Source organism: Acinetobacter sp. WCHA45 (genome assembly GCF_002165255.2).
In the GTDB taxonomy this organism is placed as follows: Bacteria; Pseudomonadota; Gammaproteobacteria; order Pseudomonadales; family Moraxellaceae; genus Acinetobacter.
The window spans coordinates 1,423,763-1,436,936 of sequence record NZ_CP028561.1 but is presented as its reverse complement, the minus strand read 5'-3'; the positions used below and the strand labels follow the sequence as shown (position 1 = coordinate 1,436,936).

The following is a 13,174-nucleotide window of genomic DNA, read 5'->3' as shown; positions in this document are numbered from 1 at the left end:
TATTATAGGAGACAATCATTAATCTCAAAAAAGCATCATTTATTTTAACTTTCAACCACAATCACCTGCCGACAAATTCCATCGGCTTGGCGTTGTTGTTCAAACATACTTTTTGACATCACTTCAAAATGATCACAGAAACTAATCTCTTGTTCATCAATTGAATAAATCAAAGATTGGTTTCCCACACCGTGTAAGGTGTCATAAAATACAATCACAAATTTACCTGCTTCAAACGCCTGTTGAATCTCTGCATAAGTCAAGGCAGCCCGAATGGGAATCTGTAGGCGTTGTGCATCAACATAACTGTGCTGTTCTTTCTCATCAATATTTGGGTCAGGGTCAGTATACAATGACACTTCAAAGCCTAATTTTTTCAGTGCCACAGCCAATGCTATGGTAAAAGTTCCGTCTTGTTGGTCATGGCGACATAACTGAATCAGGTCAGCAATATCAATATGACTCTGATATTGCTTTATAATCAGCCAGACCGCAAACACCCCACAATTTGCCTCAAGCTGCAATAATGGCTCTGGAATATTTAAACTCATTTAATACCAGTTCATTAACGACACACCCAAACCTGCATAGGTTGCACGGTGGTTATAATCAATCAGGCTTTCACCATATCCATCAAAGAGTTGTAGATGTCCACGTAACTTACCTTTGATTGGGAATGCCCAGTCAAATTGCACAGCACCATGCGAGCGATCGCCACCTTTTAATGAATGACGTAACATTAGCGAGAAATCATTATCATCATGGCGATAAAATGCTGTTAAGTCTCCACGCCCCATATAATCCTTAATATCAGGATTATTATCATCTTTGGCATTTTCTTCGACACGGTACCAAGGACGTACCATCAACGCAAAATTATCTTTTTCAAACCCTAAATTAAAAATTACACGGTTCCAACTACGTGATAATGGATCAGAACGACCATTAGATTGATGATTTAAAGTCACACCTAACAGACGCGCATTTAAACCTAAAATTTCATAGTTGGTTCTGAACATCAAACTTGCTTCAGGCTCGTAATTGGTCTCACGAAATGGACGTGATTCCTCAGAGTTGTAAACCTGCCAACGTGAAGACTGCGTATACCCCAACCAGACATCACCATTATTGCCTAAAATATTTTCTAAGGCTTTCGTTTTTAAAGAGATTTGAAACTTAGCTTCTGTAGAGGTTAAGTTTTGTTGATCTTTAACAGTATTGTTTGGATTGGGGCTACTAGGAAATTCATTCTTATCGCTGGTCCAAAATGCAGGCAGCAAATAAACGGGTTGATAAGCACGAATATTCCACACACCCAGTTTACTTTCTTCAGAAAGTTCCCAACGGCGATCTAATAATGAAATATTTGGATCAAATTTAGGCGCAGCACCTAAGATGTGCAAATCACTTACTTTTTGAACAACCTTATCACGCAAAGTCGTAGGTTCAGCTTTTTCATTTTTGTTTTCTACCGATGGAGTAGCTACCGCAATGATTGGTTCGGCTGCTTGAACTTGTGGTGCGATAACTGTTGGAGCTTTAAAAAGGCTATCATAACAAGCTAAACGATCTGCATTTGAAGCCAAAGCGACACAAGCCTCTACTGTTGCTGGTGCTGCAGGTGTAGTTGTCTGCGCATTGACCATAGAACTAGCTAAAGCGCTCAGTGTCATAACGACACCAAGCTCCAAGTGACCCAGCTCAAAAGATTTGAACGCCATAGATATCTCCAACTTTTTATTTTAATTAACTTGCTGAATATTAAATCCAAGTGCTTGTAGCTCATCACGTTTAGCAAATGGCGCAACGACTGCTTTTACTGGTTTTTGTTCCAATAAATATTGTTTTGCAACACGCTGCAAATCTTCCAAATTCACACTTAATAAGCGCTCACGTAAAACTCTACGGAATTTTGGCGTACGTGCATGCAATAATGCATAACAAGCAGTAATTGCTTCGCCAGCAGGTGAACCAGGTTTGTCCATACCTGCGACCAATCCAAGAATTGCCTCTTCAAGTTGATATGGTTGCTGTTCAACGTTAAATAACCATTGCACACTTGCTTCAAAATCATTAAATGTTTCAACTAAGCGTGGATCGCGATAACTATAAAAACGGAATGAACAAGCATTACCATCATAACTTGCTCCACCACCGTAAGCACCGCCTTTTTCACGAATGGCACTATGTAAGAAACCATTACGTAAATACGCAGCCAATACCATCAATGGTGCTGCATCTGCATGTGCAACATCGACGGCTTGATAAGCAGAGCAACAGAATTGAACATTTGTCTGAATGAGCCAAGCTTCTTCATTTTCTGTATTAATTTGCTCAACTTTGGTTAAGCTTACAGGTGATTTATCGACAGCCAGTTTATCCCAAACGTTTTGAATCTCTTCAACTAAACGATCAGATTGATGTTCTTCGCAAACCAATAAAAACTGTTTAGGTGCTTGTAATAACTTACGATGGATTGCTTGTAACTCAGCGATTAAAGCTTCATAAGCCGTATCATCCTGATCAATCTTATTGACCAAGTGAGTAAGCCAATTCAATGCGCCTAAACCAGTATTATGATAGTCACGTCGAGCTAATGCACTCATTTGACGAGAAGCAATTTGCATTGCATAACTATGCCCAGAACCAGACAAGCGCGACTGCCAACGGGTTTTACGTTGTTGCAATAATTCAATAATGCGATCTTTTTCGTCAAAACGAAGCTGCTCAAAGGCAAGTTTCAATAACTGGATAGAATCTAACTTTTGCGTAAGTGATTTTGTCGTCAGTGTTAACCAAGCACTAATTCGATCTTTATCATCCACTTTACTACGCAAAGATGCTCCCATGCCCAAACCACCACTTACAGCCGTTTGGATTTGTTGGAATTCTAAATAATCATGCTCACCTGCGCCAACCTCACCCATCAAGATAGAAAGTAAGTTGAAATAAGGCGACTGTACGATTTCGTCTGGAATCTGAATCAAAACTTGTTGATAGTAAATGCCATTCGTACCTGCATGATATAAATTTAATGGCGTGTCTAAACCATTACTAATAATCTCACGCAGTTGACCTTGAACAATATGCAAATCCGGAGGTACATCTTCCAAACCGACTTTAGGAAGTAACTCAAGATCATCAGCTGTGTCTTGACGTTCTTTTAATGCTTCAGTTTTTTGCTGAATTTCAATTTTTTGATCTTCTGTCAAATTAGCAGTAATTTCAGCCAAACGTGCTTGTTCAGCCTGTTGCTCTTTTACTGATTTGGTCGCATCTGGCACTAAGGTCATTTGTACACGATGCGGATTATCTAACAAATGGGTTTGAATTAAATTAGACAACCACATTGGGTCTTTCAATTCTTCTTTCACTTGCTCAATTGCAGAATCCACATCCCAAACATGGATTGGGTCATTATGGTGAATTGCACTACCTAGACCATTCAAAATAAGGCTTAAACCATAAGGCGTACCATCACCGTTGATCTCACGTTGATGTAATTCTATTTGATGTAAAATCGCATCAACCAAATCACGGTCAATTGGTTTTGAAGCAGCCTCTTTTAAAATATCTAAAACACCATTTTTAAATGTTTCAGCATGTTCTTCATTCGAGCCTTGTACGCCACAATAGAACGTCATTTCAAAGTTACTATCATCAACTCCCATCAATGGACCCGTTGACTGTGCATAACCACAAGTTTCTAAATAATGACGCAACGGCGACGCTGAATTTTCTAATAAAATCCCTTCTACTAAACGCATACCTAAACGTAATTTAATGTCACTGGTTTCAGGGAGTAACCATGACATCACATGATAAGTTTTATCTTTTAAGTCTTCGCTATCAACTGCATAGCTTTCAGTCACTTCTATTGGTGCTAATAAACGTTTTTCAGGTTTTGAATATAATGTTGTACCCTGAGAAAACTTATTTAATGCTAATTTTTCAAACTGCTCCTGTAAATCATAGGCAGTTTGATTACCAAAAGTCATAAAGACTGCATTACTTGGGTGATAATGTGTTTTATAAAAATCAACAAGCTGTTCGTAGGTTAAATCAGGAATGTCTTTTGGATCACCACCTGAATTATAGTGATAGGTCGTTTCAGGGAATAAATGATGTGCCAATTGGTGATAGAGCTGATCTGTAGGTGAACTCATCGCTCCTTTCATTTCATTGAACACCACACCTTTATAAACAGCTTGATCATTCTCTAATTCAATTCGAATCCCTTCTTGAGCAAAATCTAAAGGATTCAAATTTGCAGCGAATGCAGCATCTAAATACACTGACAATAAATTCTGAAAATCTTTTTTATTCTGTGTCGCAAATGGATAAGCTGTCCAATCTGCTGCTGTGAATGCATTCATAAAGGTATTTAATGAACGGCGAATCATTAAAAAGAATGGGTCGCGTACAGGAAATTTTTCAGAACCACATAAAGCTGTATGCTCTAAAATATGAGCTGTTCCTTTAGAATCCATCGGTTGAGTTCTAAATGCCACCAAAAATACATTTTCATCGTGATTTGTGGCCAAATGGTAGTGAACAGCACCAGTTACTTTATGTTTATATTCTGAAACTTGAATATCGAGTGCTTCTACATGGTGTTGACGTAATAGCTGAAACGCGGGATGAATGGTTTGAGTAATGCTTTCAGTAACATCTACAGTCATGTGATCTCCAATTTATCTATTTAAATAACACTAATTTAATATAGAGAGTCTACCGAAGAATACACATGGATATCCATGTAAATTGGTATGTTTTTGTAGAAAAATGCAGCGAGTGACATAAAATTGATGTCAGATATTTTTTAATTCCAGTCCTTGAACATTCAAAATAATAAGCATGGAAAGCTCACCGTAAATGAAGTGAATTTTCTTCAACAAACTACTGTAATCTTGAGCATTCGTGTAAACTTTGCTTTTTGATTTTTTAATGTGATGACAAACATGACAACTGTTGATCTTTTTGCAATTGGTAATGCGCTGATTGACCAAGAATTTAAAGTCTCAAATGAGTTTTTAACACAGCAAGCTTTGCAAAAAGGCACAATGCAGTTGACCGATGGTGAAACTCAGGCTGCTTTATATCAACAATTACAAGACACCCAAAACTATAAAGGTCAAGCAAGTGGTGGGTCGGCTGCAAACACAACTGTTGCATTCAGTGCTTTAGGTGGTACAGCTTTTTACGGATGCCGTGTAGGTAATGATGACCTAGGTTCAATCTACTTGAATGGTTTAAATGAAGCAGGTATTAAAACCGCTGCACAATCAATTAGTGAAGGTGTAACAGGCACATGTATGGTTCTGATCAGTCCTGATTCAGAACGTACTATGCACACATATTTAGGCATTACCGCTGAATTAACTGCTGAACAAATCGATTTTGAACCGTTAAAAGCTGCAAAATGGCTCTATATCGAAGGATACTTATCGACAAGTGATACTGCTCGTGTCGCGGTTAAACAAGCACGTGAACTTGCCAAAGCACATGGCGTTAAAATCGCCCTCTCACTGTCTGATCCTGCAATGGTGCAATATGCACGTCAAGGCCTAGAAGAGTTATTAGATGACGGCGTCGACTTGTTATTCTGTAACGAACAAGAAGCGCTAATGTTCAGTAATACTGAAACACTTGGTGCAGCTATTGAAGTTTTAAAATCAAAGAATCAACATATTGTCATCACTCAAGGCGCAAATGGCGCAGTCATCATTGACCCTGAACAACAATTCCATGTTGCTGGTCGCGAAGTTCATGCCGTTGATACTAACGGTGCTGGTGATGCTTTTGCTGGTGCATTCTTATATGCCATTAACGCTGGTTTAACTTTAGAAGCTGCAGCTCAACTGGCTATTTTAATTTCTAGTGAAGTTGTTGCACAATTTGGTCCACGCTTAGCCGTTGAAAACTATGCCAAATTATTTGAACAATTTAAAAATTCTCAACAGGAATATGCTTAAAATGGAAAAAATTTGCATGACTGAGGAAGTTCCAGATCGTGAGTCTCGTGCATATGACACCATGAAAGGAACAACAATCTTTATTACTCAGAAAGATGGTAGCTTTTACGCTTATCAAAATGTTTGCCCACATTTGCAAACTGAACTTGAGTATTTAGAAAATCAATTTTTAGATCAGGATCGTGAGTATATCCAATGCTCAACTCATGGAGCATTATTCTCAGTAGAAACTGGTGAATGTGTTTCAGGACCATGTCTAGGTGAATTCCTTGAAAAAGTAAATTTGGAAGTACACTCTGATGGTGGTATTTATATTGACTAATACCTAGATCATGAATTCTGCGATGACTGAGTTTTTTTTAAATTACTACCTTATGCCATTTCACATGAGCGTAGTGGCTTTGATTTTACTCAGCATTGCAGAAACAATTGGTATTTTTATTGGGTTACGTCCAAGTCATCTCGTAAAGAAAATGACACCAGAGTGGTTATTAAATTCACCGCTATTAGATGTAAAATTTTCTAAATACTTAATATTTGTATTTTTACTCATTAATTTTAGTTTTGCAGGTTATTTTCTAGAGCTTTCATTTTTTGCTTTACAGCACTACTTTATCTCGCCTTACTATCTTTTTGTTCCTGCTTTGATTATCGACATCTTTTTTACAGTGTTTATGATTCATTGTCTTGACCAAGTGATTAAACCTAAAGTCACGCATACGCATATCAATTTAGTGGGTCGCTTAGCAACAATTTCAACGGGTAATGCACGCCCAGGCTTCTCAGCTCAAGCACGCGTTCGAAATGAGTTTGGCCAACTGTATTACGTGCAAGTTGAACCAGAATACGGCGAATTAGAATTACAATCACAAGTACTGCTGATCAGCCAAAAATCAAATTCTCACTATATTGCAAAAAAAATCTCTATCTCCAATAAGTTATTTACTGCAGACTAAGACCTATTTAGTTATAAATTTTGATCACCCAACTCAAAATTACAATATGTTACAAAAAGAAAATTTATAAATATTGCAATTCCCTCTTCCATTTTCATCAATCTATTGATCTAACTTTCAGACCAAAATGAAGGATGATATTTCACACATTTTTTAAACCAAACTCTACCAATACACTGGGTTTTGTGCAGAATCCATTATAAAAATTACTTAATTATGTAATCAATTCCTTAAATGATTGTAAATATTATATTTTTTATATCCATACTATTTTAGTTGGTTTAATTTTTCTTAAATTAATTATAAACCAAACCTTTTTAATCAGATTTAAAAATATAAATACAACTGTTTTAATCAGTTTTTTAAATTAATTCATATTATTTTAGTTGGGTAATAATAATATTTTCAAAATTTGATCAAAATTTATATAATTAATTGATTTTTATAAATAATATTACATTAATTCATTTTAAAGCCCTTAAAGGTTTATTTTTAATGAATTTTATTTAATAATGTTTTACATGTTTTTTAAATATGAGGCGAAGTTCTATGAACATGAGTTCTCAAGATCCAAATCGAAGATTAATCAGAGAAATCACAATCATTCTTATTATTAAAGTTGTGCTTCTCATGGTGATTAAACATATCTGGTTTGATGCCCCAACGATTCCAAAAGATTTTAACAATGAAGTTGCCGAGCGTATTGCTGGCGATATGTCCAAAACTCAGGAGACACGTTGATGATTTCTGAAAGCGTGGTCGATCTTTCGCGGTTCCAATTTGCAATGACCGCAATGTATCACTTTCTTTTCGTCCCTCTAACTTTAGGTCTAGCTTTTATTCTTGCCATCATGGAAACCACTTATGTGATTTCTGGTAAAGAAATTTACAAAGACATGACCAAATTTTGGGGGAAACTCTTCGGGATTAACTTTGCCTTAGGTGTAACTACTGGTTTAACGATGGAATTCCAGTTTGGTACCAATTGGGCTTATTATTCTCACTATGTAGGCGACATCTTTGGTGCACCGCTTGCAATTGAAGGCTTAATGGCTTTCTTCCTAGAATCGACTTTTATTGGTCTATTCTTCTTTGGCTGGGATCGTCTTTCTAAAGTTCAACACTTAGGTGTAACTTGGTTAGTGGCGATTGGTTCTAACATGTCAGCCTTGTGGATTCTCATCGCAAATGGTTGGATGCAAAACCCTGTTGGTGCCGCATTTAACTATGAAACCATGCGTATGGAACTTGTAGACTTCGGAGCGTTGATTTTCAACCCTGTTGCTCAAGTTAAATTCGTTCATACCGTTTCTGCTGGTTATGTAACAGGCGCGATTTTTGTTCTTGCGATCTCAAGTTACTATTTACTAAAAAAACGTGACTTGCCGTTTGCACGTCGTTCTTTTGCGATTGCTGCAATCTTTGGTTTAGCATCAAGCTTATCTGTAATCTTACTCGGTGACGAATCAGGTTATGAGCTAGGCGATGTTCAAAAAACTAAACTCGCTGCAATCGAAGCTGAATGGCACACTGAACCTGCACCTGCTGCATTTACATTATTTGGTATTCCTAACCAACATGAGATGCGTACAGATTATGCAATTAAGATTCCATATGTTATGGGTATCATTGCAACACGTTCTACAGACAAACAAGTCACTGGCTTACATGATCTGATGAAAGAACACGAAGTACGTATCCGTAACGGTATGGTGGCTTATAGTGAGTTAGAAAAGCTTCGTGCTGGTGATCGCTCACCTGAACTTATGGCTTCATTTGCGAAAAATCAAAAAGACTTAGGTTATGGTCTGTTATTGAAAAAATATTCTCCAAATGTTGTTGATGCAACTGAGGATCATATTAAAGCAGCAACTAAAGATACAATTCCAAACGTAGCTGCATTGTTCTTCTCTTTCCGTGCGATGGTTGCTTCTGGCTTCCTGATGTTATTGCTATTCATCTTAGCAACTTGGGCTGTTGCAAAACGTAATGCAGAGAACAAACCTTGGTTACTTAAATACGCTCTATTTGCGCTTCCTCTTCCTTGGATTGCAGCTCAAACAGGTTGGTATGTAGCTGAAGGTGGTCGTCAACCGTGGTCTATTGGTGAAATCTTGCCTACACACCTCTCTGCATCAAGTGTTAGTACAGGTGATGTATGGGGATCAATTATTGCACTTGCTGCGTTCTATACAGTACTTCTCATTATTGAAATGTACTTAATGATCAAATTTGCTCGTTTAGGTCCAAGTTCGTTGCATACTGGTAAATATCATTTTGAAAAACTAGCTGCAAAAACTGGGGAGGCTCAATCATGATCGAATATGAACTCCTAAAAATTATTTGGTGGGTATTGGTTGGTGTATTACTGATTGGCTTTGCCCTCACTGATGGTTTTGATATGGGCTCAATGGCGCTGATGCCATTTGTAGGTAAAACTGATTCTGAAAGACGTGCTGCAATTAATACGATTGCACCACACTGGGATGGTAACCAAGTTTGGTTTATTACCGCTGGTGGTGCACTTTTTGCCGCATGGCCAATGGTTTATGCTGTCGCTTTCTCTGGCATGTATTGGGCATTACTACTCGTTCTATTTGCGCTATTCCTCAGACCTGTTGGATTTGACTACCGTTCTAAATTAGAAAATACCCAATGGCGTACTTCTTGGGATTGGGGTCTATGCATTGGTGGTGCTGTACCAGCACTAGTATTCGGTGTTGCATTTGGTAACTTATTTTTGGGCGTACCATTTAGCTTAGACGATACCTTACGTTCTCAATACACAGGCAGCTTCTTTGCATTATTGAATCCATTTGCGCTGATTTGCGGTATTGTGAGTTTATCAATGTTATCTGCTCACGGTGGTGCATGGTTAATGCTTCGTACTGATGGTGATCTACATAACCGTTCGGCTAAAGCAACTCAAATTATGGCAATCGCATTCCTTGTATGTTTCTTAGCGGCTGGCGCTTGGTTATTCTTTGGAAATATCTCAGGCTATAGTTATGCTACTGCTGTTAATACTAATGCTGCATTAAACCCACTTGCAAAAGAAGTGGTAACAAATGCAAACCATGGTTGGTTGAATAACTACTCAACCTATCCAATTACTATGGCTGCACCAATTGTTGCAATCCTAGGTGCATTATTGGTTATTCTTAGTGCTGGAAAACGTAAAGCAGCTGCAAGCTTTACAGGTACGAGTCTGATGATTGTGGGTGCAATCTTAACTGCTGGTTTTGCATTATTCCCATTCTTATTGCCATCAAGTATCGACCCAACATCAAGTTTAACGATGTGGGATGCTGTTTCTAGTCACAAAACTCTTGGTGTAATGACTGTTGCTGCTTGTATTTTTGTTCCTCTCATTTTGATCTATACCTCTTGGTCTTATTACAAAATGTGGGGTGTCATCACTAACAAACACATTGAAGAAAATTCACATAGTTTGTACTAATGAGGAGATGTGAAATGTGGTATTTTGCATGGATTCTAGGCATTTTGATGGCATGCTTCGCAGGTGTACTCAGTGCGCTCTATATCGAACACCATCAAGATTTAGATGAGGAATAATAAAATGGCTGAAGCAATGACAACACCGAAGAATAGTAAAGCTCAAGTGCTTGCAATGACCGTTTCGTTTCTGTTGGCATTGCCACTTGCTGCTATTTTATTGGTACACCCATCATTAATGTTAGATGCCAATGGTCACTACAACCACACTATGCTGATGCTCGTCATGGTCGGTATTTCTGGCGGTTTTATTCATGGTGTTGGGTTTATACCAAGATTTTGGTTATGGAAATGGTTATTTAGTCCTTATATTGCATGGCCTCTGATGATCTTAGGTTATTATATTTGGATTGGTAATTAATCTTTAACAAATCAAATAAAAAGAGGAAGCATGGCTTCCTCTTTTTATGTCGTTTAGAATCATCATTTAATAATGCACAAAGTAATTACAATGTAATTTAAAATATTGAATAGTAAAAATTTTAACCAATAGATTATAAGATTACCTTTTTCATTTCAATTAACTGAATTGGCACCAACGGCTGACCTACATTTGCATTTACAGGATAAGGCTCTATATGACCTGTAATCTGATAACCACGACGCTGATAATATGCGATTAATTCAGAGCGAACATCCAAGACATACATAATTAAATCTCGAACTTCCAAACAACTCTGTGCAACATATGCTTCAACATAATTGAGCATTTGTTTGCCATATCCTAAGTTTTGAACCGATGAATCAATCGCAAAAGTTCCAATTTCAACAGAGTTATGATCAAGACTGAGTCCAATACAAGCAACTAACAAACCTTGTTCATTCTCGCCAACAAACAGTTTAAAATTTGATCGGTTCAAGTCTTCACTCAATTGCTCATTGGTAATGCGTGTTCCATCTACAAATGCTTTTTCAGTGGTCCAACTTCGGTCAGATTGAGCCCGATAAGCCAAATTGATTAATTCAACCAATTGCGCTACATCATCAATATTTGCATTTCTAATGTTTAAAGACATTTCTATTTTTTACGCTCAATAAAAAACCGATGATAACATCGGTTCTTTTACAGTGGAGCAATTAGTTCGTTTGCCCTGCTAACCACGCCATAAATTTTTGACGCTCAGCTTTCGATGCTTTTTGCCACAACTCTACTAGTTGCTGATCTGTGGTTTTTATATTGCCCGATACTGCCGTTGTTGCTGTTACAGCAACAGGTGCTACATTTGTTGTCGAAGCTGCATATACGGGTGCAGGTTGATTCACGACATTATTTTTGTTTTTTTGCGTTAAATCTAAAGTACGACCTAGCAAACTGTTACCTGAAAACCACGGTTGAGCTTCATTATTTGCACCTGTTTGCTGTACTACAAGTTTTTTGCTTTGATCATATAAAGCAACCGTAGGCTGTTCAGCAAATTTTTTTGCTTCACTGAAGTCTTTTGGAGCATTTACGAGTGCCAAATTATAAGTTTGATTATCTTTAAGATCTGCTGTTTGAATTGTTACCACACCAGATTTCACAATATCGTGTTCACCATTTAAGTGTTCAAAATATTCACGATAACGAACATTTACCGTTAAGTTCCCAGGATCAACCTGATAGTTATTTTTCTTTGAAGGAATTAAACCATTATTTACTTCTTGACCATTTACCGCAAGAATCACGATTTCTTCAGGTGCAGTGATTGTGACTGCTGAAAAAACTGAACTACTCAATAATAACCCGAAAGCAGCAACACCAACTCTTAAAGACATTAGACTCTTCTCGATATAAACAATTTATGAAATCGTAAGCACTATGCTCTGCGATTATGACCATTTTATGACATAAAACAAAACTGTCTATTCCAACAATTTGGCTTTTTTAAGATATATACATTAGTTTTAATGCTAAGCGCCATAGTTCTTTTGGCGAATACAAACCTTAAATAAAAAAAGAGCACATTGAGTGCTCTTTTTAGTGATACGTATATTTACTTAGTTAAAAGTTTTGAAACGTGCAGCATCATCCATATAGGTTTTTTCGCCAGCAGCTGCTTCAATAGAACCGAATACTAACTGGGCACGTAGTTTCCAGTTTGATGGAATATCAAAAGTTTCAGCAACTTCGGCATCCACGATTGGATTATAGTGCTGTAATGATGCACCAACACCAATTTCAGATAATGCAGTCCATGTTGCGAACTGAGCAATCGCACTTGAATGTTCAGACCAAACTGGGAAGTTATCCGCATACAGTGCGAATTGCTCTTGTAAACCTTTTACAACATCTTGATCTTCATAAAATAACGCTGTACCAAAACCTGCTGAGAAACTATCAATTTTCGCGCTAGTATTTGCAAATGCTTCTGCTGGAACCATTTTACGTAAAGTTTCGCGAACAATTTCCCAAAGTTTATGGTGTGATTCACCATATAAAGTTACAACACGTGAAGTTTGTGAGTTGAATGATGATGGGCTTTGTTTTACTGCTTCGCGAATTGTTTCTTCAATCGTTGCTTGGTCAACTGTAAGATTTTTACCAATTGCATAAATGGTACGACGTGATTTAATGCTATTTAGAAAGTTACTCATGTTGTTATTCCTACTATACCTTTAAGGCGTTATCTTGGATTGAATGTAGTGTATAACGATACATTTTTTAGGAATAGTCTAAAAAACATGACAGATCGTTTTATTTTTGAAACAATGCTATTTGTGAACTATAAAAAAACTCCACATTGAGTG

At 37.3% G+C, this 13,174-nt stretch carries 14 protein-coding genes; 8 read left to right on the top strand and 6 right to left on the bottom strand.

The annotated features are described in order from the left end of the window. Positions 1-44: 44 nt before the first annotated feature. The 3 genes from CDG55_RS08360 to CDG55_RS08350 are packed head-to-tail and all read right to left on the bottom strand — an operon-like array spanning position 45 to position 4,682. Positions 45-551 (bottom strand): cysteine peptidase family C39 domain-containing protein, encoded by a 507-nt coding sequence (locus tag CDG55_RS08360; protein WP_087535818.1) that lies wholly within the window; start codon positions 549-551, stop codon positions 45-47. Continuing rightward, positions 552-1,721, bottom strand: a complete 1,170-nt coding sequence (locus CDG55_RS08355) for a phospholipase A (protein WP_087535819.1) — start codon at positions 1,719-1,721, stop codon at positions 552-554. A gap of 21 nt (positions 1,722-1,742) precedes the next feature. Next, positions 1,743-4,682, bottom strand: coding sequence for an insulinase family protein (locus CDG55_RS08350; RefSeq protein ID WP_087535820.1), 2,940 nt, complete (start codon positions 4,680-4,682; stop codon positions 1,743-1,745). 279 nt (positions 4,683-4,961) lie between these two features. Between CDG55_RS08350 and CDG55_RS08345 the strand changes: the two genes are divergently transcribed. The 8 genes from CDG55_RS08345 to CDG55_RS08310 all read left to right on the top strand — a co-directional run bounded on the left by CDG55_RS08345 (position 4,962) and on the right by CDG55_RS08310 (position 10,808). Then, positions 4,962-5,975 carry an adenosine kinase gene (locus CDG55_RS08345; RefSeq protein WP_087535821.1) on the top strand — a complete coding sequence of 338 codons (1,014 nt, stop codon included), beginning with the start codon at positions 4,962-4,964 and terminating at the stop codon, positions 5,973-5,975. Between the two features lie 16 nt (positions 5,976-5,991). Then, a complete protein-coding gene (locus CDG55_RS08340) occupies positions 5,992-6,297 on the top strand; it encodes a Rieske (2Fe-2S) protein (RefSeq protein ID WP_087535917.1) in 306 nt (101 codons plus the stop codon). A gap of 22 nt (positions 6,298-6,319) precedes the next feature. Next, a complete protein-coding gene (locus tag CDG55_RS08335; RefSeq protein WP_161793994.1) occupies positions 6,320-6,931 on the top strand; it encodes an OB-fold-containig protein in 612 nt (203 codons plus the stop codon). A gap of 549 nt (positions 6,932-7,480) precedes the next feature. Further along, positions 7,481-7,672 carry a cytochrome oxidase putative small subunit CydP gene (gene cydP, locus CDG55_RS08330; protein WP_004662308.1) on the top strand — a complete coding sequence of 64 codons (192 nt, stop codon included), beginning with the start codon at positions 7,481-7,483 and terminating at the stop codon, positions 7,670-7,672. Further along, positions 7,672-9,249, top strand: a complete 1,578-nt coding sequence (locus CDG55_RS08325; protein ID WP_004662309.1) for a cytochrome ubiquinol oxidase subunit I — start codon at positions 7,672-7,674, stop codon at positions 9,247-9,249. The genes cydP and CDG55_RS08325 overlap by 1 nt, the downstream gene beginning before the upstream one ends. After that, on the top strand, positions 9,246-10,391 hold the full coding sequence (gene cydB, locus CDG55_RS08320; protein ID WP_004662310.1) for a cytochrome d ubiquinol oxidase subunit II: 1,146 nt from the start codon (positions 9,246-9,248) through the stop codon (positions 10,389-10,391). Before CDG55_RS08325 ends, cydB begins: the two co-directional genes overlap by 4 nt. Positions 10,392-10,405: 14 nt before the next feature. Further along, a complete protein-coding gene (gene cydX / locus CDG55_RS08315) occupies positions 10,406-10,507 on the top strand; it encodes a cytochrome bd-I oxidase subunit CydX (protein ID WP_002120988.1) in 102 nt (33 codons plus the stop codon). 4 nt (positions 10,508-10,511) lie between these two features. Next, a complete protein-coding gene (locus CDG55_RS08310) occupies positions 10,512-10,808 on the top strand; it encodes a cyd operon YbgE family protein (RefSeq protein ID WP_087535822.1) in 297 nt (98 codons plus the stop codon). Between the two features lie 133 nt (positions 10,809-10,941). Here the strand turns inward: CDG55_RS08310 and CDG55_RS08305 are convergent, their stop codons facing one another. The 3 genes from CDG55_RS08305 to CDG55_RS08295 form a co-directional block, all read right to left on the bottom strand. Then, positions 10,942-11,463: a GNAT family N-acetyltransferase gene (locus CDG55_RS08305; RefSeq protein WP_005216416.1), complete on the bottom strand. Its 522-nt coding sequence runs from the start codon at positions 11,461-11,463 to the stop codon at positions 10,942-10,944. A 61-nt stretch (positions 11,464-11,524) separates the two neighbouring features. Next, positions 11,525-12,202: a DUF2057 domain-containing protein gene (locus CDG55_RS08300; protein WP_046738866.1), complete on the bottom strand. Its 678-nt coding sequence runs from the start codon at positions 12,200-12,202 to the stop codon at positions 11,525-11,527. Positions 12,203-12,424: 222 nt separating this feature from the next. Next, positions 12,425-13,021 (bottom strand): nitroreductase family protein, encoded by a 597-nt coding sequence (locus CDG55_RS08295; protein ID WP_087535823.1) that lies wholly within the window; start codon positions 13,019-13,021, stop codon positions 12,425-12,427. Positions 13,022-13,174 lie beyond the last annotated feature (153 nt).

Bases quoted from the DNA above. Each gene is read 5' to 3' on its own strand.
- CDG55_RS08295 (WP_087535823.1), bottom strand. From the start codon at position 13,021: ATGAGTAACTTTCTAAATAGCATTAAATCACGTCGTACCATTTATGCA.
- CDG55_RS08305 (WP_005216416.1), bottom strand. From the start codon at position 11,463: ATGTCTTTAAACATTAGAAATGCAAATATTGATGATGTAGCGCAATTG.
- cydB (WP_004662310.1), top strand. From the start codon at position 9,246: ATGATCGAATATGAACTCCTAAAAATTATTTGGTGGGTATTGGTTGGT.
- CDG55_RS08350 (WP_087535820.1), bottom strand. From the start codon at position 4,682: ATGACTGTAGATGTTACTGAAAGCATTACTCAAACCATTCATCCCGCG.
- CDG55_RS08335 (WP_161793994.1), top strand. From the start codon at position 6,320: ATGACTGAGTTTTTTTTAAATTACTACCTTATGCCATTTCACATGAGC.
- CDG55_RS08340 (WP_087535917.1), top strand. From the start codon at position 5,992: ATGACTGAGGAAGTTCCAGATCGTGAGTCTCGTGCATATGACACCATG.
- cydX (WP_002120988.1), top strand. From the start codon at position 10,406: ATGTGGTATTTTGCATGGATTCTAGGCATTTTGATGGCATGCTTCGCA.
- cydP (WP_004662308.1), top strand. From the start codon at position 7,481: ATGAACATGAGTTCTCAAGATCCAAATCGAAGATTAATCAGAGAAATC.
- CDG55_RS08300 (WP_046738866.1), bottom strand. From the start codon at position 12,202: ATGTCTTTAAGAGTTGGTGTTGCTGCTTTCGGGTTATTATTGAGTAGT.
- CDG55_RS08355 (WP_087535819.1), bottom strand. From the start codon at position 1,721: ATGGCGTTCAAATCTTTTGAGCTGGGTCACTTGGAGCTTGGTGTCGTT.
- CDG55_RS08345 (WP_087535821.1), top strand. From the start codon at position 4,962: ATGACAACTGTTGATCTTTTTGCAATTGGTAATGCGCTGATTGACCAA.
- CDG55_RS08310 (WP_087535822.1), top strand. From the start codon at position 10,512: ATGGCTGAAGCAATGACAACACCGAAGAATAGTAAAGCTCAAGTGCTT.
- CDG55_RS08360 (WP_087535818.1), bottom strand. From the start codon at position 551: ATGAGTTTAAATATTCCAGAGCCATTATTGCAGCTTGAGGCAAATTGT.
- CDG55_RS08325 (WP_004662309.1), top strand. From the start codon at position 7,672: ATGATTTCTGAAAGCGTGGTCGATCTTTCGCGGTTCCAATTTGCAATG.